The sequence below is a fragment of the Mesorhizobium sp. SP-1A genome, from assembly GCF_032460275.1.
In the GTDB taxonomy this organism is placed as follows: domain Bacteria; phylum Pseudomonadota; class Alphaproteobacteria; order Rhizobiales; family Rhizobiaceae; genus Mesorhizobium.
This window is the reverse complement of the sequence record NZ_JAVXZD010000002.1, coordinates 593394-615111: the sequence shown is the minus strand read 5'-3', so window position 1 is coordinate 615111 and position 21718 is coordinate 593394. Positions and strand designations below refer to the sequence as shown.

The following is a 21718-nucleotide window of genomic DNA, read 5'->3' as shown; positions in this document are numbered from 1 at the left end:
CAAGGAGAACTGAATCATGAACGCACGTAATTTCCCACATTCTTTGTTTGCACTCGACCGTCTTTTCGAGAGCCTCGGCGACATCGCTCAGGAGACGCTCAAGGGTGGTGGCTTTCCATTCCACGACGTCATCAAGGTAGATGATAACTCGTTCCGCCTGGTGTTCGCTCTCGCCGGGTATACCGAGGAGGAAATCGAACTGCAGCAGGAAGGCAACAAGCTCACCGTCGCTGCGACAAAGGTCGTTGCCACGCCGGATGCCAACTATCTTCATCGCGGCATCACGAAAAGCGCCTTCTCGCGGGCTTTCAAGCTGCCTCCGTATTCTGTCGTCGATAAGGCTGAATTGAAAAACGGCTTGCTGACGATTGATATCAAGGTCGAGGTTCCCGAAGAGCAGAGGCCGCGCAAAATCGAAATTTTGACCAAAAAGTCGGCAGATGCCGAAGAAGAACCATCTGGCGAATAATCTCGCTACATACTCTATAAAACGAAGGGGCCAAGTGGCCCCTTTTTCATTTGAAGATCAGCTATCAATAGCTCATTCATGTGCTACGTGCTTATCTTGGGCACGGAGTCTTCACGTTCGCATAAGAACCGCACTCGTAAGGTGTGAAAATGTCTTGTGTGGGGATGAATTGCATGCTGTTGCTGAAGTCAGCAAAGTTTCCAGTGACGCCACCGTATACCATTTTAGCTGGTACAGTCGTCTTGTTATAGCAGGTTTTGGATACAAATACATTCTTGTAGCAAATCTGGGTATAGCTGCCGCTACTGCCCTTTCCGCCGTTGCCACCTCCCCATTCACCATTAGGGCCGTCACCATCGCCAGCTGCAAATGCCTTGCTAGTGAGAAATGCAAGTGTAATTAATGGAACAATAATTCTGGTCATGATGATCCCCCTTAATTCATGGCCGTAAAGGCATATATGGCTGGGGGCAGCCATTAAGCAATTTTCATTTGACGAAATGTGCCGATGGGAAAAAGGAGTGAGCCTTTAGATCAACAAATTTGTTGACTATATCTTCAAATGACTTCAGGCTTTAAATCAGCGTGCGAATTTATTCAGTGCCTGCTTCAAGGGGGGATGCTTTGAATTACGAATATGCAATGCAGGAATTCTATTATGCGAAAATTCGCGGATTTGGGGACGCTGAGTTCTACAACACACTCGTTTTGGGCGTCCCCTTCTTCGTTACGTTTCTTATTGCCGCCATCTGGCTAAACACGAAATATTCGAAGCGTCTAAACGGCCGCTTTCCATCAAATGCTGTAATTCCTGGTGTTGCTATGGAAGTTATAGCCCTGCTTGTGATCTTTGTAGGAAGCCTTATCTATACGATTTCTATGTCGATTTTCGTGACAGAACGCAGGCTTGTGAGGTCGCAAAGCACCTGCTTCTAACGAAGGCGCTGGAACTTAAACATAATCCCAAGTCTCCAGTTCAAAACCCAGATTATTATGTTCTCAGGTATGGTGATATCCGTGAGCTTCGTCATCACTGTCCGAACGCCTATGCCGAAGCAATGGCCGAGATAAAAAAGAGGGGCTATGAACGAGTTTTATGATGCGATTCTGAGTGTCATCAGCAAAGGTATGTTGACGGGCGTCGTTACGATATTCCTGCTGATAGCTGTCCTGGCATATATCCAATATCGAGACATCAAGAGGTATCCTGCAGGCGACCGAGGGTCTCGCATTGCGATGGCTGTGTCGGTCTATTTCTACGCCCTCGCATTCACTTTCTATAGCGGAGGAAAGCGAGACTTGGTGATTGCGGCTGAGGCATGTCCAATTGCGCAGCGCGTGCTCACGGAGGGCGTTGGTGTCGCTGGTCTGGAATTCAACCATCGGCAGGCCATCGTCGACACCTGCGGAGTGAAGTTCTTTGAAAGATATTCTGGCATTAAATGGAAGGGACCCAAGCCATGACAGATACATTCCTTACGCTCCTGAGCAGCAATCTCAAACTCACCTATGTCACGCAGCCAGACGGAACGTTATTTAATATTTCTCTTGCTCTGCTCTTTGCCTCCTCGCTTTGGCTAATAGTCAGAAATTGGTCCAATATTTCTGTGCCCAATCTAATCTCAAACGTGCTAGTTGTCTGCATAATATCCTTCTCTATCGCAACGGCGTACGGTTTTTATGTTTACGAGAAGGGCAAGAATGCCGCTGTCGATGTTAAAGCCTTGGCTTGCGATAAGACGCTCACTGAACTGGATTTCGATGCCAGAAAGTTTGATGCCGATTTCGAGAAGGCGATCATCTGGAAGTGCGGTGTCGGCTCGTACCAGAAATTCATCATCGATGCTCGGGCTGAGTATTTGAAGAAAGGACAACGCGTCCCGGAATAATCTTTCGTCATTTTGATTCTCCGTTTTAAGGAATGTTCCTAAAAGTCTTGCGATTTCTGGCATTTTTGATTGACGATTAAATTTAAAAATGCAATAAAGCCAGCATTAAAGGTGGTATCATGGAGATTGAACTTAGCAGAGAAGCATTGGTTGTCGTAAAAGCCGTTTTCTGGAACGGTGAGCAATCCACTCTGAAAAGCGGTCCCACCTGTTTTTATCGTCCAAAGTATCAATCAGCGTTCGACGAACTCGTTGAAAATAAGCTGATTACCGTCGAAAAATTCGATGGCACTGATGTTTTCCTCTTTCGAGGTACAAACGAGTCGCGGGAAATCTGGAGGACGCGATTGTCTTCCGGTCTAGCGGCGCTCGAAGGCCGCAAATCTGAACTTCTCGCTCGTTGAATACTACGCCGACAGAAAAGGAAACAGGCTTAAAATGTCCATCGTTCTCGCAACCGTCTGCATCGCAGCCAATATGTTTACATGCCAACCGACGCATGTGCGCGTGATTGACGGCGACACAATCCAGATTAGGTCCGAGAAATTCAGGTTCGATGGAATCGATGCGCCAGAGCTAAAGGGCGCTTGCGAAGACGAAATCGCAGTCGCAAACTTGGCAAGGGATCGAGTGGTCGAATTATTTGCTGGTGGTCACGTTGTTATTGAGCGCACTGGCCGCGATAAATACCGTCGCACGCTTGCACAGATTTCTGTCGATGGAAAAGACATCGGCAAGATTTTGATGGAAGAAGGTCTGGCCCGTAGGTGGGAAAAGAAATGGAAACCGGGACTGGACGATGTCTGGTGCTCGGGCGCTCAGGGTAGGTAAGGATGCGGTTGCTCTATTTCTTGATGGCAGGTTTTGTCGGACTGGCTTCTGCGTCCCTCGCAAGGGCTGATGCCGAAGAGCCAGATGCTATGGAAGTCCTCATCAGCTCCTACACCGAAGTCCTGCTGATCGGTCACGCCTGCAAGGATCATGGAGCTGCCGGACATCATGCAATCGTTCAGCGCACGATCAAGGATTTTATCGAACTCGGCATGACTGAAGAGGTCGCAGCCGAAACTGTTGAGGGGCTGATCGAGACTGAAGGGCCGCGTGTTGCCGAGATCATTCGGGACGAGGCTAAGAACTCGCCTCAGGGCGCTATCCTCTATTGCACCACGGCATATCCGGCCGCTGTGTCGAAGCTCGACCAGGCTCGGATCGCAATCGCAAAGGTCCTGCGAGAAGCCGATCAGGAGAAAGAGCAGAAGAACTAATGGCTGGAACTGGTCACCCCTACGAGATCGTCAACCTACTGCAGGTCAAAAGCTATCTGATGCAGCGCGGACAATATCTGCGCACGCAGCTTGCCAATGATTGGCTGACTTCGAAGAAGGTGATCAAGTTCTTCACCCAGGAGAAGTTTACGGACGTGGTTTCTCCTGACAATTTCGACACGATGGTCGACATCTTTGATCAGGCAGAGATCGAGCATCTTCGGCGGAAAATGGACGCTGGCGAAACCCTCAGGCTGTTTTCAAAAATCAGGACTGAGGCAGTGGGTCCCGACTTGCCACATATGGTCGACTGGTTGCTCCACATCGAGCGCAATGATCGCAAACGGCTGTCCAAGCTCTATAAAATGACCGTTGATCAGGTCTCTGATGCAGCAACCAAGTGGACGTCGTGGTCTACTGATGATGTCGAGCGCGGCCGAGAAGAAGTGGTTCTCGAATTCGACAATGGCATGTTCTGGATGGAAATGCTCGACGAGAAGTCCATTAAGGCAGAGGGAGCAATTCTAAACCATTGCATCGGAGGCTATAGGCCACAACTTCAATCCGGCAATTATCGATTGTTCTCGCTACGTGGCGAGGGGAATTATTCGATTATTTCCGTGGCCATCTATCACAATCATTTAAGAAACCAATGGTGGCTGCAACAGGCTCGCGGTCATTCAAACAATCCAGTTCCCGTTCAGTGTGAGCAGGCGCTGGCCGATCTAATGAATCACCTGAAGATTCATGGGCCTGAAAACGTATCGGGCGCTGGTGTCACTGTTGGCGCAGATGGTGTCTGGAAGCGTGTAATCAATAGCCGTAAGGAAATTCGCTGGCAGGGGCACATCTGCTACGTAGATGGCTCAAACATGCTTGTTATGTCGAACCATGCGCCTGGCCTCTATCTCGCTGAGATCATCTTCTCGGATGAAAAGCTGATTATTGAAGACGGTTCTGACGATCATCTGGTGGAAAAAATTGATCCGAAAGCCATCGTAAAAACTACGGCAGACAGGCATTTCCATATTACCGAGCAACGCGCAGTTGCCGATCTGATGAACCGCCTTGGCACTTCCGAATATACATCGCGTGAACCCTTCATCGGTTATGCACACGGCAAGGCCGTGTCTCACCTGGATGTCTATGAGCGACGGTTGATTGCTGGCGTCGAATGTATCGTGATGACGAAGGGCAACCCCTTCTATGGCGACAAATATGGAATGGATGACTATGAAATCGCCATTCCTCATTCCCGTGACCTCGCTCGCACACTGGTAAGGGTCGGCAAGCTGAACAATAATCACGTAAGCAGGTCGTATGGAGAGTATGTCCGGAACAAATATGACCTAAGGGCTGCTCTGGTTGTCGATCCAGATCGCATGAATTCATTCGAGACCAACCGAGTCCTTTCTGTCTTGAACGAATTGGGGTCGGTTGAAGAGTTCTTCAATGAAAAAGCGACCGATGCTTCGTTCAAGGGATGGCAGGATAAATTCAAACCTCGACGAGTTATCAAAACGGGAAAATGGGTCTCGCTTAGCATTGATGGCGTAAAGGAAGCTGCGCTTACCGATAGCGGCAAGGACGGTTATTGGCTCCATTGCAATGGCCATGCTGAGTTCTTTTTTGGTGACAGGAGCATCTCTCTGCACCAATGGAAAGAAGCTGAACTCCTGAGCGTTTCGCAGCCCCACTATTCCTCAGTCGAAAATCTTAAGGTGGAGGCGATTGCCTTCCTCAACAAATACGGCTGGACTCCGTCTCCTGAATATTTTTGGACGAACTCATTTCCGTTCAGCAAAAACGAATATTACATCAGCGATATGACGGGCACTGTTAGTAGGATGATCTACCATTTGCACGGTACATGGCGACTTGCTGAAACGGACGACGAGTTGGTCAAGGCGTTTACAACCAAGCTGCCGAAAAAGCGCAAATATACGTTTACGCCAGCAGAAGCCTCGGTAATCCTTCGATTGTTGCCGATGGATTATGTTTCAGATGAGATGGATGAGGTTTTCGTCGCTGCACTGCAAAGTTGGTCAAAATCCGTCACTGCACGTTCCTGTGAGTATTATTTCCGGAGAATCCAGAAGGACTTTATCGTAAACTTGCTGAGACTATATGATAGAGTTCCCCCTGCAGCGCAGAAGAAATGCTCTCAGTTCCTGAGCAGGTTTCTCTTACAGAAAACTAAAGGAAAGAAGGCATTCCTACTGCAGAAGGAACCAGTGGAGTATTTGCTTATGCTTCATCAATATCTGTCAGACAAGGACTTCATGAAGTTGATGAAGAAAGCATGGACTTCATATAATTTGATGCCAGGTGGTCGTCGTGCCCCGCGCCCTGAATGGCGTGTGATGTATGATCGAATGGCATCAATCAGTGGCTATTACGCTCGCGATATTGCACATCAGATTAGTTGGGTGTTTTTCCACGTAGAGCCTCAGAAAATCTTCGCAGAAACCCCTATGACAGTGGATGAAGCTGTCGCATGGGTTGGCCTCGCCGAAGTCTCTAACGACGATTATTGTGCACACCGTGTTGAAGCTGGATGCAAAGGGTTGCTCGAATATATGCAGCTCGCTGCAGAGCACGATACCGCGAACGATTGGACGGTTCCAATCTCCAGGCTTCAGGTCGTCATCAAAGAGATTGGCGAAGCGGAAACTCGTAATGCAGAGAAACGCCGGAATGAGTTGGAAGAGCAAAAGCGCTGGTGGGAGGAACACAAATTGCGGAACGCAGCCTGAGTGCGATGCAAACAATCTGAGGATCGTTATGAAAAAAGCTAACTGTCCATTCGACATTTCACCAGAGCAGGTCATCCGTGACCTTGCCCGAAAGCATGACATCGTCGCAACGCGTACGGAGACTGATGAGCTGGCAGATGCAATTACCGCTCTTGCAGGCGATACGGTGGTGCGTGATGAGATTGAGGATCTTGTCGTAACCATGCGTCGTCAGGGCGTCATTTCGTCGGAACAAGCCACAGCGCTGTATGGCGATTATCTAGCGAATTTAGAGAGGCCCTGACATGATGCTGGGGCCTCTCTTTGTCGCCCAAAAAACAAAAACCTTGGCCGACGATGTGTCAGACCAAGGGTTTCAAACTGCGAATTATGAAATTTTCAGCTTACTTGAGTTGCCCAGCGATCTCGTCGTCCCAGAGATCCTCGGAATAGAGTTCTGGAGCGCCGCTGGTGTTTCGCTTCAACTGACCTGCCTTCTGCGCGATGTAGAAGGCTTCCACCCGGTTCACATACTGTCCATCAGACGTCAGAAAGCCCTGAAGGGGTTCGATGATCTTCTCATCATCGATACCCATCGTGAGCAGCATGGAATGCAAAATTGTATGGTGTCGCGCCGGAGGTGGAAGGCTGATAATCGCACCAAAATAGATAGCGGCCGCAACGATGCGGCGTTCGGTGTTTGGTTTGCCCGTCAAAATCTGCTCCTAGTTACGATGCAATTTTAAGGTCGCTGGTCTTCACCAAAGCGTTGAAAACCGTGTCGAAGCCTTCGTCATCCCAGCCTTCCATCGTAAGGTCGTGGTGATCCATCGCATTGTAAAGCTGGCGATATAGAACGCCGCGTACGCCGACATTCTGGGCGGCGCGCACGTTGGAAAGTAGATCATCGACGAACACGCTATTCGGCCCGAGCTTGGCAAGCTGCTCTGTCTTGTCGCCAGCGAGAGGAAGAACGTTGACTTCGTCAAACGGGAAAAGTTCCAGGTTCTGCTTGCGTAGACGAAGGGTTTCTTCAGACGTGCCTGCGCTGGTGATCGCGACGATGCGTAGAGAATCGCCAAAATGGGTCTTGATCCGATTTACAGCTTCAACCGCGCCTGGATATGCGGGCAGGCGGCCGAAACCTTCAGTCACCGAGAAATCAGTGATGAGTTTCTTGATGTCGGGACGCTCCAGGTTTGGGAACGCGCATTTGAAATCAAAGTTGTCGACTTCATGCGGCTTGCACGCAGGAATGACACCGATAGATGGCAGATACGAGAAAAACCCCGTTACGTAATCGAGGAGCACGCCATCGACGTCCAATCCCAGATTTATGACATTCTTTGGCATAATTAGCTCCAAGAAAATTAATTTCGTAAATTGTTCGCGCAATAATTAAGTCTGTCAACCATTTTTCCTATTTGTCTGTTGCTGAAAAATATGAGATTTAAGCGATAATGAGATATGGAAGGATAAATCAATGACTCGGGCGAGCGAATTCATTGAGAAAATCAACGATTACAGAAACCGCAGTTCGGCCGCTCGAAAGGCGGAAGAAGAAGCGTTGCTCCGCGCCATGGAAGATATGCACAACATCATGGGTGAGTTGCAGGCTTTCAAGGTAGCCAGCACGGATCGTTTCCCCGTGAATATCCATGATGTTTCCTATGCATTGGATGTGAATGAATTCGATGACCAGGAGTTTGGCGTTCGTATTCTGGTTCAGCGTGACGAAAACAGAATCTCCAAAATCTCTGTCCTTACGCGCACATCCAAATTTGAAGAGGAGAAGATCGTCACGATTGCACCTCGTCGGGTTGACGGAGTGAAGTGCTGGAAGGATGAAACCTACCGTCGTAGCGGTGAAGGGGTCGAAATGAGGGCGCAGGATTGCGTTTACTCTTCTGCCGAGCATGCCGCCCACATGCTTAGACGCTCGGTCGCAAGCGCCGTCGTTCATGAACTTTCCTATGGCCATGCCTTCATCAGCAAGCAGATTCCTGTAGAAGATAGGGAGGCTGCGGCTGTCGTCTCCCAGCTGGTCTCGTACGCCAGCGACGTTGGTCGCGACATTGAGCGCAATCGTCGAATTCAGAAGGACGAGCGCATGAAGACGAGCTTTGCGCTTAAAGGCATCTGGTCCGCAGCAGAGCAGGAACTCCGTTTCCTGGCTGATCTGGGCTTCACCTTTGACGATCCAGAGCGCGAATATTCGATCACCACGACATCGGACTCTTCTAGCCTCATGATCAACATCGCCCACTCGTTCGGATATCAGTCGTCGATCAAGCTCGAAGCGATGGACAATAATCCTGATTCCGTCTTGGTCAGTCTATCTGACAACGAAGGTCGTGATGAAGTGATTTCGAACTATCATGTTGGAGACGCGGATCAACTCAAGGAAGAGATCGTTTCCAATATCCTCAAAGATATCGAAGCGTCTGAGAAAATTTGGGTTCCAGAAGAGGATTTGGATCACGTCAGCTCGCCAACAATGGGATAATAATCCCCCAAAAACTCGCCGTTATAATGTGGTAAAAATGCCACAAATATTAATTCTGGACATTTTTAATTGTTAATATCCCTTCCGCCAATGATGGTTCGGCATTATCTTTAATCATACAAATTCGGTGTTTTAAGTGATTAAACGCTTAATTTTGGAACCAAACGGATAAGGAAAAACCAATGAAATTGAAGACTCTTCTTCTTCTAGCCGCCGCTTCGGTCTCGCTCTCTGCTGTTTCCGCAAAGGCTGCTGATGCGATCTCCGACGAAATTCCTGCCCCAGAAATTCCAGCTCCAGTTGCCAAGAATGACAATCTGTCGGTTTGTGACGTAGCTGGTGCTGGCTACTTCGTCATCCCTGGTTCTGATACCTGTCTGAAGATCGGTGGCGCTATCGATGCACGCTTTGGCTATGGCCGCACGAAGTACACGCTCGGTGGCATTCAGGTCGGCAAGGACAGCGGTGCTCGTTCGCGAGTTGAGGCTCGTCTCGATCTCGATACCCACACCGAAAGCGACCTCGGTGCCGTTAAGACCAAGATGCGCGTTGCTCTGAACCACGAACTCTACGACTCGGTCTTTGACAACGGTAACGACAAGGATTTCGGTGTCGAGCTGGCTTATATCAGCGTCGGACCTGCCTATGTCGGCTACAAGGAAACCCTGTTCAACACGAAGCTCGCCTACGGCGAATACATGAACATCGACGACCGCCACTCGCTCAACACGCTGACCGCTGGCGTCATGGTCGAGGACCTCGGCTTTGGTCTATATGGCGGCGTGGCCGTTGAAGACTGGAACCGGAACCAGTTCATTCGCAGCTACGAAAAGAACGGCGACACTCCAGACGTCGTAGCTCGTCTCGGTCTCGCTGGTCAGTCTTGGGGTTCGACCGATCTATCGGTCATCTACTCCGATCACTATGACACCTGGGCCGTCAAGTCGACCACGGACTTCAATGTCAGTGATGCCGCTCAGGCTCGTCTCTCGGCCGCCTACGCTGACGTTGATGGCTCTAAGGACGTCGTCCTTACGGGTGGCCTGAAGTATGCATTCACCGAGAAGGTTTCTGGTTTCGGTGGCGCTGGCTACGTCTGGAACAAGAACGATCAGGATGCATACCTTGCCAACGCGGGTGTGATCTACAGCGTCGTTCCTGGCTTCGATGTTTCCGGTGAACTTGGCTACAGCCGTTTCAAGGACAAGACTGTCGACGGCAAGCTGGAAGACGTTTCGGCTACCCTGCGCTTCCTGCGCTCGTGGTAAATCTCAAAATAAATTCATCGAAGGCCCTGAAGAAATTCGGGGCCTTTTTTGTTGGTCAAATGATTTAAACGACTTTCTAATAGCTTGACGAATTAAAGAGAATTCAATAAAAGCTTGGTTCGAAAGGGTCCGTTCATGTCCAAAGAAATCGAGGCTGTGCAGAATAATGAGTTCCATCGTGGCTCATCCGAGCAGATGGAGCGCGACTTTAGCCATATTGCTGGTCATTATTTCTATCTCGCCGAAGACCTGCCTGAGCGCAAGGAGACTTCTGAGCGTGAGCCTTCCTATTATGAAAAGGGTCATGACAAGCGTCTGATTGAGACGACCTATCAGGCGCGTCGCGCAGTAAAGGGCGATGTCACCCTTCTTGCGCTTCGTCTCCATTTTACGGACGACATTCTGCACTCGATTGAAATGGCGGCGCATCCGGCTGATCCAGATCAGTCGACGTTGCGTTTTATGGTCGATGAATTCTACACGCTCTTCAAGCCTGTGGATGGCGAGCCTATCCGCGCCGCTGAAATCGAGAAGGTCAATGAACACATCAGGGAAATCCAGCAGTCGTTGATCGCACCACCACCGCCGTCCTCGCAGACGCTCCTGACTGCGGCCCAGTACAAGCGCCCATCAACGACCGATCTGGTTCGCGCTGCTGGCCACAAGGAAGAAATGGTCGCCCGCGCCAACGCAGTCGCGGCTCAGGCAGAGGAACGTATGAAGTTCCTGCAGGACGGCCAGAAGGAGATCGAGAAGCAGAGCCGCGTCCTCGTCAACTTCTATCAGGAGAAGGCAAGCGCTGCTATCGCAACGGTTGGCGATCAGATCGCTTTTGCGAAGGATCTCACAGAGGGCCTCACGTCGCTCTCACTTTATACGGGCGACAGTGTCAACGTGCATAAAATCGTGGAAGGCCAGTCTGCCGATCCGTCGATTCCGCTCCATCTCTATCAGGATAGGCTCTATTTCGACGAAGAGCTGGCTGCTGAAGGCATTATTGGTGGGTTCGACTTCAGTCACGTCGGCAAACTCGACCAAATCTTCTCGCGCAACTTCAGGGTCATTGATCGCATGATCCCAGCCGAGCGCGGCTGTGTGCTTGTGCGAGTTCGCCGTGAAAATAAAAACTATGGCAGCGACGGCGCAAGTGCGATTGCTGAGGCGCTTATGAATCTGGAGAACCAGACAACCTACCTGCTCGTGCGCGACGGCGAGAACGTCTATATCGTCTATTCGGAGATCACGACTGATCAGGCTCATCATCTGTTCCCAAGCATGAGCGACATTGATCGCATTTTCCGTTATTCCGGCCGCGAAATCCGTCCTGAGCACCTCGACTACTCGAAGGCTCGGGACATGTTTGAGCGCAACACCGTCTTCTATAAGCGTATGCTTCTGCTCCTGTGGGGCTTGAGCGACCGTGAAAACCTGTTTGGCGACTTCTATAACAAGGAAGCTCACGGCAACTGGTACTCTGAAGAATTCCAGTCAAAGCATCTCGTCTACGTTTATGACGCGGAAGGCACCCTTACGGTGCAGCGCCCGTCGTTCAGCGAATGGGTACGGGAGCAGAACTCGAAAATTCAGATTGGATCGCGTTTGGCTGTTAACTGGCGTGCGCTGGTCAACAGCTCCAGCGCACCGGATTGCTATTCCAATCGTCCAGACCACAACAACAAATATTATCGCCAGTTTCCTCCGGTTGATGCGTTTGGCGTCGCTTTGGTCGACAAGAACAACAAGGATCGCCTTGTTGTTCGGACGCAGGCGCATGGTTGGGGTAGGTCTCCGAGCAAGAAGGTAGAGAAGACCGTTTCGGTAGACGTCGAGCTTGGTCTCTACGAAGACAGTATCGCTTGCGTCTGCCTCGATGACATCGAGATCGAGGACCTCAATTATTATCTCGAATCCCGCAAGGAGCGTCAGAGCTATCTCAGCTATTTCGAGCTGTTCAAGATGATCCGCGCGCAAATCACGACCGAAGAGGAAGAGCAGGCTACCACTCGCACCAAGCTCCTAAAAGACCTGTTGCATGGCGTTGCCGACGAGGTGAAGGCCAAGACTTCGCTCAAGACTGCCGTGCGTCTGTGGCGTGCTCAGAATGGTGGCCGACTGCTCGGAGATAAGCGCTGGTCCAAGGATGATCATGAGACGGTCTTGAACATCGCCTTTGCTCTCTCGGGCGCGCAGAACGATCTCATGGACCGTTTGAAGAAGACACACCCTGATCTGAGCGTGATCGAAATCCGTATCGACGGAAAGGGACAGTTCTGGGTCTATTCGGAGCCGACTGAAGCTGATCGGCGGGAAGCCAGCGCCAAGATCGCCGTTGTTCACGTAAACCGCGAACGTTTGAAGGTCTCGAAGCGCAATGTTTCGGTCGCCACACCGCGTAGCCGTGTTTACCTGACGAACCCGCTGTTCAACGTCGATGATCGTTCGGACAAGCGCCGTAATGCGTATTTCAATCCCGTTCGTGAAGAGACTGTCATTGGCGACTCATCCCTGATCGCAAAGTGGGCCGATCTCAAACTGCCGGAAGCGCCGACTATTGAGGACTTGTCAGCGATGGCTCGCCTGGCTCAGATCGACGCCAAGGAGGCCTTGGAAAAGCTCGACGTCGACGCTGTCGCGCAGCAAGTATGGGAACAAATTTGCAAACCGAACAAGGACAAGATGGTTCCTACCGTTTCAATGGTTCAGCCATTGGCAGTGGTCAACGTGAAGATCGAGCAGAGGGAAGCCTATTATGTGCTGGGCCTCTCTGCTAACGCACTGAACGCACTCTATCTGAAAGGTGAGCGCGGCAAACAGCTGTCGACCTGCATCGTGAACAATATCTATCGCTCACCAGAAGAACGTCTCAAGAGGCTGCAGGAAGTGGAGAGCAGGGACAGGTCAGCCTACGACTTCACCCTCATCAAGATGGATTCCGCAAAGGCTGTCCTGAAGACGCTGCCTGTCATCGCTTCCAGGGATTTCACGTCCATCAACGTCCACATGAAGAACTACAACATTATGTCTTCATCACATGGAGCGATCTACGAAACCTTGGAAGAGGCCGTTTTCAAGGCATTGAATGGCTATCGGGACGAACAGCGTAGCCAGATTGAATACCTCTGGTTCAATGAAGCCAACAGGGCGTTCGCCAAGGAGCACTTCGAGGCGATCAAGGACAAGCCGGACTTGATGTACATGAATTAATTGAGCATTGCCGTCGCTAGGTTTGCTCCTTAGCGGCGGCCGTCACATTCTGGAGGCTGTCATGATCGTTGATTACAATCTGGCGCGGGATTGTATTCGCGACATCCTAGACCGCCAGCTGGAGAAGCAGGGGGAAGTGCCGTCCCATGTTGTTCTTCTGGGCGAAACTGCCGCCATGTCCCATGGCATTCGGCCGCTTGCCAATAGCGTAGACTTCTTCGCCACTGATTGTGACTACGAGATCGTCGTTCGGGTTGAGGCCGAAATTCGGAAATCGCTAGGCGTCGAGTTCTCCATCAACGTCACCACGACGGAAATGCTCTATGGGCTGTTCCTGTTACGCGACATCGGAGCGTCGCCTGAGATCGATAGGCTTCAGCTTGGAAATACGACCGTTCAGATCAAAAGGCTGTCCTTGGTTGACCTTGCGATTTCCAAGGTTGCGCTCGGGCGACCAGAAGACCTACAGAATCTGAGTTCCATTCGGCCAAGGGTTTCAGAATCCGATCTGATTTTGCGATTCAACGCTATCCATCGAACGTTGGTTGACCGAGCCACTCAACCAGTTCTGGCGGATCAGTTCGTCCTCTTTGTTGCAGGAGGCATGGGGCTTGAACGGGAGTGCGATATTATCGAGCGGCTAACGGTTCCGGACTTAGTGAAGGCTATGCTGTTAGAGATGCGCCATGCGGAATAAACTGACTACACGTGAACAGCTTGAAACCCGTCTGGATGCGCAGGCTCAATTCATGGCGGCTATCGTCTACAACATTCGCAACCGATTGCCGTGGCAAGAATGGTCAGAGCATGATCGCGCTGTTTTTATCGCATCTTTGGCACCTATGGGTAAGAATGCGCGAGAAGAGCAGAAGGCGAGAGACTTGTTCAGACACATCTTTCGCATGCCAGTGATTGAAATTTCACGGGATGTCTTGGAGCACGAAGACCTTGCTGACAGGTTGCGCGCAGACATTATCGGGTTGGTGAGGCTTGGCTCTGGCCGATATTTCTACGAGGACTTTCTTCAGACTTTGAGAGCGCTTGTATGATGCGACGCAAGCCACAAACATTATCAAAGATCACTATTGGAGAGTTTTAATGGCATACGATACCGAAGAAGTTTTAGAAGCCTTTGGTTTTGAGAAGAAGGGCGATGCCTGGCGCTTTGATCGTGAGATCAGGGAGGGCGACCAAGCCGAGCGTGCTGTCGTGATCGTGAAGATCGAGGAAGATGGGGCCATGACTGGCAAGGTGCCTATGCATGGCACCTACGACTCGGATGAAGCGGTCAATTTCAACGCTGCGGGCCTCTATTACACAAGCGGAGACGTGGCCGATATGATTGCTCTCGCTCAAAACGAGGTCGGCAACTCGACAATGCAGGTAACAGGCACCGCGTCAGATACAGGCTTTGGGAGCGTCACGGGTGAATTCTGGGTCACGTCGCCATTTAATGGTGACCCTTGGGCTGACTACGATCTGGTGTCTGCGGAAGAAGTCAGCGGCGGCCGTAAGATGGTTCTGAAGAACCCTCAGGAAAACTTCCCTGAATACGACCGATGGAAAGCTGAGTTGGTTGAACAGCTCATGACCCCGCAAGCTCCTAAGCCGTGACTTCGGGGCCAAATTAAGCCGCTCTTTTGGGCGGCTTTTTTATGTTCCAGGCGCATAAGTCGGACACTCGTTTGTATGGTTAGAATTTGTTGTTTGCTCCTGACGAAACCACTATAGGCCAACGTCAGGAGCATTTTTCATGTCAGCCTACAACTTCAGCAATAACATCCGGCGTGAGGCTTTAGCGATCAGGATTGCAGTGTCCAAATTCGATCCTGCGAAGCTGCCGACCGCAGAGCACAGAGAGCTTGCAGAACTGTTGTCCGGCGATCTTCCGAACCATGTGATTAAAATGCTGAATATGCAGCTGCTGTATGCCCGCAATGGCGATGCCAAAGAAGCAGAAAGCCCAGTTGAAGAAATTATTATTGGACTGGGTCTCAACAGAGATGCCATTGCGATCAGTGGATATGACAGCGTAGCAACGATCAGAGCTTCTCTTGGCAAGGTGAAGGACGTTTCACCGCTTTTGGAAGCTGTGAAACTGAGGCTGCTAAATTCCCCCGAGTTTCAATCGGACCCCTATGACTACACACTGAAGGACGCGCTTGAGGCCAACCATTACAAGAACGGTGTTTCGCCTTGGGCTATGTATTCCATCGCAAACAGGTTCAAGGGTACAATCCCATTTGGTGAGAACGGCTTTAAGCTCAGAAAAGCGAGAGGTCCAAAAGATATCGCGGCTATCGCCGATATGATGGCAAGCGATTTCGAGAGCATAAGCCCATTGAACTACGATAGGTACAAAGGGAAGTCTCCAGAGGAAACTGTTAAATATCGACGGTATGCTGCCGAGGCCGCCGTAAAAGCGGGAACGACGTATGTCATCCTGAATGAAAAGGGCGAGGCGTGCGGTACAGTGGGCTATATGCCGACCAACACCAAAGGGACGTCAGCCGAACTCAACTGGTTCATTGCTCCAGAGCACCGAGAGAAAGGCCTTGCGACAGAAGCCGCCGCCACCTTGATGAAGAAGCTGATCGATAACGGGTTTGAGGATTTTGCGGCACATTGCATGGTATCGAACCACGCGTCCAAAAGCGTCATGCGCAAGCTGGGCTTTGTGGAGCGGGATGATCATGTCGCAACAGGATCGGAGTTCGATTGGGTCGATATGACGGCGTCGAAGGATCGGTTCCTGGAACTCAGGGAACAGGCGGTTTCTTCTCCAAAGCCGTAGCAGTCCTTTCTTTACAAGAAATCAATCACTTCAACAGTTGGATGCGAAATGTGGCCCAACTGTTGAATGCCTGCATGCGGTTGTAACACCTGAATCACATCTCATCGCTTTCTAATAATTATTTTGGCCACGCTTTACATAAATCCAGATTCAGTTATGAGGCGGTTGTGGCCGATGTCGAAAATTGCGACAATGCCACTGGGAATTATGTCTTGGGGTTAGAGCATGAAAAAATCTAAATTATTTGCAGCCTGTGCAATCGCCTCGATTGCAGCGGGTGTCAGCGGCGCGAGCGCGCAGGATAGTGTTTTCTACAGCGGCGAATATGCTTGCGAAGGGCAGATAAAATTCACCGACTGGCAGCTGACAAAGCTCAATGATCGCGAATATGCGGCCGTCGTTTACCAGGGTACTCGTGGCGAAACCCAATACATGGAATACAAGCTCAACGGCGTCGAAGAAGGTGGCAATCTCCGCATCTTTTATAACAACCGTCCATTTATCATCGCTCGGATGGCAGATGCGGATTCTGAAATATTCGCCCAATGGGTCGATTCTCAGGGCAAGCCAAAAAACAGTTGCTCTGACTTCAAGGTCTTGAAAGTCGACGCTGCCAAAGAGCGGTGGGATCGTACGCTCAATATCCTTGCGTCTGAATCGCCGACTGTCGAGCAGGCCTCCGAGGTCGCCGAACTTCAGCGCACGTTGCCGCCCGTGCAACTGCTCCCCGAACTGGATCAGAATGCTTACGATAATCGTTACAACGAGAGCTATCGTAGCTTCTGGTCCTCGTATCTCACAAATGAATGGGAACGGCTGAAGACCCTTCCTATCTCGACGGAGGACGAGCGTAAGAGCTTGATAGCAGAAATGCGCGTCGCGACGGGCTTCAATATGTCTCCTCGCGGGTCGCTCGCAAATGACGACAAGGCTCGCTCGGAGGCCTCAAACTTCTTGCGCCTCGTAGCCGACAGGCTTTCGGCTACCGATACCCCTGTAACCGCGTTCTCGCTCGATGACGCGAACGCATGTCAGCGTCTCACCCTGATGAGATATCCAAGCACAGCTGACATGGAACTGCTCGTTGGCTTGCCTGTCGATTATTGGGACCGCTCGTTTACCGAGAGCGTCCTGGCGAAGGCCAAAACCTGCGAGGGCGCTAACGGTGTCGTTCAGGAAATCACCAGCAACTATTCGGAATATGAGCGCCGTCGCCAGGCTCTGGTCTGGGCACAAGGAGAAATGGAACGCCTGAAGTCTGTGCCAAAAACACTGAAGGCTTTTCGTGAGTCCAACTGGTTAGCGGTTGATCTGGCAGCAGGTGAACGTAACGGTGCGGGGCCAAACGCTACCAAGCGGTTCCTTGGGCGAGTGGATCACTATCGTGCTGAACAGGTAGACTTGGCCCTGAAGGAAATTGAGGACACCTTCAAGTCTCACGATCTTAAGTCACTGTCGTTCGAGAAGGCTAAGTCGTTCTGCGGAGAGCAGCTGGGCAACCGCCCACGGGGCGATGAAACGCTGGTCAAACTCTTTGAAGGCTGTGATGTCGCGACTGAAAACTATGTGAAGTCGCAAGAGAGCAGCCTCTTGGATGCTCAGATCGAGGCCATCAACAATGCACCTCGCACGCTCGCAGGATTGAATTCCAACAACTGGTTCGCACTCAATACGGACGTTGCCGAAGGCTGGTACCCATCTCGCGAGGCTCGTGAGGACTTCAGTCAGCGGACTGGCGACGCTCTGCGCGAAGCTGTGAAGGTTGCCAAGGCGGAGATCGACACTGCATTCAGTGAAGCCGTCCCTGGTGAAGACACCGAACACAAGGCCATGGTCATGTGCGAAAGCATTGCGCCGAGTTCTGGCGAGACTGTGTACGAGTTGATATCGGCTTGCCAGAATGGCCACGAGGCATTGGCGAAGAAGGCCGAGGAACTCAAATGCGCTCAGGTCATCAAGGATAGCGATCTTGATAGCAGTCTGCTCGAAGCGTCCATTGAGCAAAGCGGTCTGGTCGATGACACTATCGGGGTCAAGGAACTCATTTGTGCTGCCGCTTCGCGTGAATTGAAGCTGACATTCCCGACGTCAGGCTCCCTGTTCTGGAAAAAGCAGGGCATTGAGATCAAGACTGATACTGCGAACACCAATGCATGGCGTCTGAGCGCGGATCTTGAGAAAACCGATAAGGCAGGAGTCCTGAAGCTTACGAACGTAAATCGCGTTGGACCTGACGCATTGCCGAGCGAAGACAAGCTTCTCGGGTGTATCGCTGGAAAGCGCGGTTGCTAAGCACCAAAAAGTACGAAGGCGGTCAGAAATGGCCGCCTTCTCATTTAGCACCAGCCGTAGCCGCTTTCTTTTGGCCCTAGGCTGCCATCCGGCTTCACCTCCTGCCAGCTCCAGAAATTGGAAAGGCCGTTTTCACCCCAGTATTGGCCTGACAGGATGTAGACCATGCGGCCGTCTGGATGGGTGAGCGTTTGACCGACTGCCATCTTCGAAGGCCCGAGAACGTCATCAACGATCTCCTTGACCCATTCCTCGACCATGCCCAATCTCCTTTGTCGGTCTCTTTGCTAACATGGAGGTGAGGGAACCGGAACAGAGTTTATGATCTCCTCACTGCTGATATGTGCTCACCAGTGGTGCCCGTGCTTGAAAATGAGGTAGTTCCACGGTTGGCGACGAACGCGCCTTGTGCTGCTCCACGTGTACGCGACGAAGAGGTTCGTGTTTCTCTCTAAGAACATCCTCGCTAGCCCAGCTGATCCTTCCATGTAGGCATCCGGCCAATGTTCCCTGACCTTCAAAAGAACATCGTCCAGCTCCTCGACCTTGCCCGAAGCTGCAAGTGGATACTCCCTGTATTTTTTGTGCAGAGGTAACATCACCATCTCATTCAGTGGAGCCAAGCGCGTCGTGTGGGCTTCCCTATTTTATAATGCTCGTCCAGGAAGTCAAAACGAGGTCTGCATCATGGGTTTGAGCGCAGCCAGGTTCAGGGATTTTTAAGCAGACAAAATTTCCTATAAATTGGCATGCCAATGGAATACACTCTATTAATAGACAATTCTGAGTGTATTAATATGAAGCGGAAAATCTCACTTATCTCTGCAGTGGCAATCATATCTGCAATAACCGCTGCTTCTTCAGCCTTGGCTGAAGGCTGCGGGAAGGAAGAAATAACGGTACCAGTCTATTGTGAACGCCAGGTTGTGACACAGGAGGCAAAGCTCTCTTGCGATACGACTGATTCAAAGTTCGCAGATTTCAGCCAAGGGTGCAGGATGATGCCTCGCGTTGTTCAAACGGAGAATTACGTTTGCGGCACTAAGACCATTTCAATTACTAAGATGTGCCCGCACGGCTAACGGCTTGAACGTATGGAAGCGACTACGGATTTCACTCTAAGCGCGGTCTCTCTTGCCTTCCCGCTAATTACGAAATTATATCCCTCAACTACGATTAACGTGATAAAAAAGCGCTCAGACTTTAACCGAGCGCTTTTTATTGGAATGTGCACCTTCAGCGGATGGCTTCAACGCTTACACTAGGAGCCGTGCTTTCCGTGATGGATATCGTAGATGTTGGTGCAGAAGGCCCAATAACACTCGATACGCTATAAGAAGCCGCCGTGGTGCTTAATGATGTATCGACCGATCCTGTGTATGAAATCGGATTCCACTTAATGCTTTCATCATCCAAAGTCGAAGGGTCATATTTCAGAACGACACTGTTCTTCGAGGCGTTCATTCCGATTACTACATCTTCGCCGTAGACATCTTTAAATGCAGCGATGTTCAACATGTCTGGGTTGGTCAGTATTCCCGCGTTGCTAACTGTGCCGTTCGTATTTAGGATGCCATACCCGTACGTTGTATCGGTATTGTGGAAGGTGATGTAAATTTCTCCACTAATTCCCTTTTGAACGTCATTGGCGATGCTGTTGAATACCCTCGACCAAGCGATTGATCCATTCGCAGAAAGGCTAAAAACCTTCGAGCTTGTCGAAATTATCACGCCGCCTGACGGATTTGCTGCCAGAGTTACCGACTGCAGTGGTTGGTTAAATGTGAAAGAATTCTCAAGGTTGCCGTCCCCGTCAAAAATCAAGGCGGATGCTGGCGAGCCTACGAAAATCACATATATTTTCCCATCTCCACCAAAGCTGATTTGTGCAGATGTGCTATTGAATGGAAGCTTTTTAACCCAGAATGGATTTCCCGAAGCGCTAAGTTTGGTGAGATAGTAAGCGCTTGAGATCGATCCGATGCCGATTAAACCGCCGTCACTGCTGGTAGCGATTGAGTGGAACAATATGTTTTTGGTGCCAGCCTTAACGTTCTTCTTCCATTGAACGTTGCCGAGGTCATCAATCTTAACGATATGTTCTCCACCTGCCATGTATAGAGAGTTGCTACTTGCTCTAGCCAGAATTGGAAGCGCTGCGCTCAAGGTCTTTTGGGAATAAATGTGACCGCTCGAATCCATTATGGTAGCGCTTGGTTCCCCGCCGTTAAAATTAGTCGTCATCAAGACTGTATTCTGGCTAATGAGGGGAATAGCTTTCACCCCAGTGAGACTGGAAAGCGCCACTGTGCTTTGCCAGTGTTCCGCCTTATCAATCGTCAAATTCAGTGCGGTCTGAGCGGTTTTGTTGCTAGCATCCGTTACGGTGATTTGTACTTGATAGTTCCCAGCTTGCGCCGTTCCGGATAGCTTCCCAGTCGCGGTATCAAGCTTGAGGGTCTCAGGGATGTTTGCGTCATCTGCGAAAGCAAAGGCGTAAGGAGCCTTGCCGCCTGTAGCGTTTATTTCGCCCTCTATTTCTTTCCCTTCAAGGGTTCTGAGATCAGAAGGTTTTTCCACTACCAAAATTGAGTACGCGTCCAGGTAAAAGCTTGTCGTAGCCGTCTTTTCGCCCGATGTCGCAGTGACAATGAATGGTCCCAAGTGGCCTGTTTCTGTTGTGGCCATTAACAGTTTGTCTTCTTGGATTAGATATTGGACTTCTGGTGGCACCTGAACTGAAAACGTAACAGGTTCGTCAGTGTTTTTGGTGAGCAGTTTTGTTTCCCAAAGTTCTGATGCGTACATTGGGTCTTTGTTGACCACCTCAACCGAAAATGCGTTTTCCTGATTCTGCACGAAGCTTCCAGAAGAGTTCGTGTGACGATACAGAAATTTTGTTTCGGCCATCGAGGGTGTTGCTGATGCCGCCAATGCGGCCGTGAGCGCGAGCAGCAGTCTGATCTTCATTTTGGTATCCTAACGGAAAACGAGCAATTTAGCACATAATCTTTTAAGTTGTAACTAAGAGCAATAGCCGAAGGAATTTTGTCGATATTAGTCAAAGATGTCCATTTTAGACAAAGCTAAAGATTATCGCTCAACAATCGCGTCGAGCGTTAAGTTCATCTATTATAATAACTTGTGAAGTGTTTGTATTCGCTTGATAAATTACTCTAGGTTTGACTGCCGTATAGCCATGTTTTAGAGCGGGGACGGCGTGCAAGAGAGAGATGCGTCGGCTAGCCGCCGACAAGTTGATCGGCGACGGCTACGGCCTCTGGTCGGCCGTAGCC

Annotated in this window: 23 protein-coding genes; 17 read left to right on the top strand and 6 right to left on the bottom strand. The window is 50.5% G+C overall.

Annotation, left to right across the window (positions count from 1 at the left end; translation table 11 throughout):
• The first annotated feature begins 16 nt into the window (after nt 1-16).
• Nucleotides 17-469: an Hsp20 family protein gene (locus QU595_RS11915; protein ID WP_315922160.1), complete on the top strand. Its 453-nt coding sequence runs from the start codon at nt 17-19 to the stop codon at nt 467-469.
• 91 nt (nt 470-560) lie between these two features.
• On the opposite strand, the gene QU595_RS11910 is transcribed toward QU595_RS11915, so the two are convergent.
• Nucleotides 561-893, bottom strand: coding sequence for a hypothetical protein (locus QU595_RS11910; protein WP_315922158.1), 333 nt, complete (start codon nt 891-893; stop codon nt 561-563).
• A gap of 218 nt (nt 894-1111) precedes the next feature.
• Here QU595_RS11910 and QU595_RS11905 point away from each other — a divergent pair, with 218 nt between their 5' ends.
• From QU595_RS11905 to QU595_RS11870, 8 genes are all read left to right on the top strand, one after another.
• Nucleotides 1112-1405, top strand: a complete 294-nt coding sequence (locus tag QU595_RS11905; RefSeq protein WP_315922156.1) for a hypothetical protein — start codon at nt 1112-1114, stop codon at nt 1403-1405.
• Nucleotides 1406-1552: 147 nt separating this feature from the next.
• A complete protein-coding gene (locus tag QU595_RS11900) occupies nt 1553-1933 on the top strand; it encodes a hypothetical protein (protein ID WP_315922154.1) in 381 nt (126 codons plus the stop codon).
• Nucleotides 1930-2358, top strand: coding sequence for a hypothetical protein (locus QU595_RS11895; RefSeq protein ID WP_315922152.1), 429 nt, complete (start codon nt 1930-1932; stop codon nt 2356-2358). Before QU595_RS11900 ends, QU595_RS11895 begins: the two co-directional genes overlap by 4 nt.
• Before the next feature lie 119 nt (nt 2359-2477).
• On the top strand, nt 2478-2762 hold the full coding sequence (locus tag QU595_RS11890) for a hypothetical protein (RefSeq protein ID WP_315922150.1): 285 nt from the start codon (nt 2478-2480) through the stop codon (nt 2760-2762).
• A 34-nt stretch (nt 2763-2796) separates the two neighbouring features.
• On the top strand, nt 2797-3189 hold the full coding sequence (locus QU595_RS11885; protein ID WP_315922148.1) for a thermonuclease family protein: 393 nt from the start codon (nt 2797-2799) through the stop codon (nt 3187-3189).
• 2 nt (nt 3190-3191) lie between these two features.
• Nucleotides 3192-3623, top strand: a complete 432-nt coding sequence (locus tag QU595_RS11880; RefSeq protein ID WP_315922146.1) for a hypothetical protein — start codon at nt 3192-3194, stop codon at nt 3621-3623.
• On the top strand, nt 3623-6379 hold the full coding sequence (locus QU595_RS11875; protein WP_315922145.1) for a hypothetical protein: 2757 nt from the start codon (nt 3623-3625) through the stop codon (nt 6377-6379). Before QU595_RS11880 ends, QU595_RS11875 begins: the two co-directional genes overlap by 1 nt.
• Nucleotides 6380-6407: 28 nt before the next feature.
• Nucleotides 6408-6662, top strand: coding sequence for a hypothetical protein (locus QU595_RS11870; protein WP_315922143.1), 255 nt, complete (start codon nt 6408-6410; stop codon nt 6660-6662).
• A 100-nt stretch (nt 6663-6762) separates the two neighbouring features.
• Here the strand turns inward: QU595_RS11870 and QU595_RS11865 are convergent, their stop codons facing one another.
• Entirely contained in the window at nt 6763-7074 is a 312-nt protein-coding gene (locus tag QU595_RS11865; protein ID WP_315922141.1) for a hypothetical protein, read from the bottom strand.
• 13 nt (nt 7075-7087) lie between these two features.
• On the bottom strand, nt 7088-7711 hold the full coding sequence (locus QU595_RS11860; protein WP_315922139.1) for a hypothetical protein: 624 nt from the start codon (nt 7709-7711) through the stop codon (nt 7088-7090).
• Between the two features lie 130 nt (nt 7712-7841).
• On the opposite strand from QU595_RS11860, the gene QU595_RS11855 reads away from it, so the two are divergent.
• The 8 genes from QU595_RS11855 (at nt 7842) to QU595_RS11820 (ending at nt 18422) form a co-directional block, all read left to right on the top strand.
• On the top strand, nt 7842-8864 hold the full coding sequence (locus QU595_RS11855; RefSeq protein ID WP_315922137.1) for a hypothetical protein: 1023 nt from the start codon (nt 7842-7844) through the stop codon (nt 8862-8864).
• Between the two features lie 182 nt (nt 8865-9046).
• Nucleotides 9047-10132 carry a porin gene (locus QU595_RS11850; protein ID WP_315922135.1) on the top strand — a complete coding sequence of 362 codons (1086 nt, stop codon included), beginning with the start codon at nt 9047-9049 and terminating at the stop codon, nt 10130-10132.
• A gap of 135 nt (nt 10133-10267) precedes the next feature.
• Nucleotides 10268-13336, top strand: coding sequence for a hypothetical protein (locus QU595_RS11845; protein ID WP_315922133.1), 3069 nt, complete (start codon nt 10268-10270; stop codon nt 13334-13336).
• 61 nt (nt 13337-13397) lie between these two features.
• Nucleotides 13398-14033, top strand: a complete 636-nt coding sequence (locus QU595_RS11840) for a hypothetical protein (RefSeq protein WP_315922131.1) — start codon at nt 13398-13400, stop codon at nt 14031-14033.
• On the top strand, nt 14023-14385 hold the full coding sequence (locus QU595_RS11835; RefSeq protein ID WP_315922129.1) for a hypothetical protein: 363 nt from the start codon (nt 14023-14025) through the stop codon (nt 14383-14385). The genes QU595_RS11840 and QU595_RS11835 overlap by 11 nt, the downstream gene beginning before the upstream one ends.
• Nucleotides 14386-14434: 49 nt before the next feature.
• Nucleotides 14435-14950 carry a hypothetical protein gene (locus tag QU595_RS11830; protein WP_315922127.1) on the top strand — a complete coding sequence of 172 codons (516 nt, stop codon included), beginning with the start codon at nt 14435-14437 and terminating at the stop codon, nt 14948-14950.
• A gap of 139 nt (nt 14951-15089) precedes the next feature.
• Complete coding sequence (locus QU595_RS11825) at nt 15090-16130, top strand: GNAT family N-acetyltransferase (RefSeq protein ID WP_315922125.1); 1041 nt, start codon at nt 15090-15092, stop codon at nt 16128-16130.
• A gap of 225 nt (nt 16131-16355) precedes the next feature.
• Nucleotides 16356-18422 (top strand): hypothetical protein, encoded by a 2067-nt coding sequence (locus tag QU595_RS11820; protein WP_315922123.1) that lies wholly within the window; start codon nt 16356-16358, stop codon nt 18420-18422.
• 44 nt (nt 18423-18466) lie between these two features.
• Here QU595_RS11820 and QU595_RS11815 read toward each other — a convergent pair whose 3' ends face one another.
• From QU595_RS11815 to QU595_RS11805, 3 genes are all read right to left on the bottom strand, one after another.
• Nucleotides 18467-18682 carry a hypothetical protein gene (locus QU595_RS11815; RefSeq protein WP_315922121.1) on the bottom strand — a complete coding sequence of 72 codons (216 nt, stop codon included), beginning with the start codon at nt 18680-18682 and terminating at the stop codon, nt 18467-18469.
• Between the two features lie 87 nt (nt 18683-18769).
• Complete coding sequence (locus QU595_RS11810) at nt 18770-19021, bottom strand: hypothetical protein (RefSeq protein WP_315922119.1); 252 nt, start codon at nt 19019-19021, stop codon at nt 18770-18772.
• 637 nt (nt 19022-19658) lie between these two features.
• Complete coding sequence (locus QU595_RS11805) at nt 19659-21392, bottom strand: Ig domain-containing protein (RefSeq protein WP_315922117.1); 1734 nt, start codon at nt 21390-21392, stop codon at nt 19659-19661.
• Nucleotides 21393-21718: the final 326 nt, after the last annotated feature.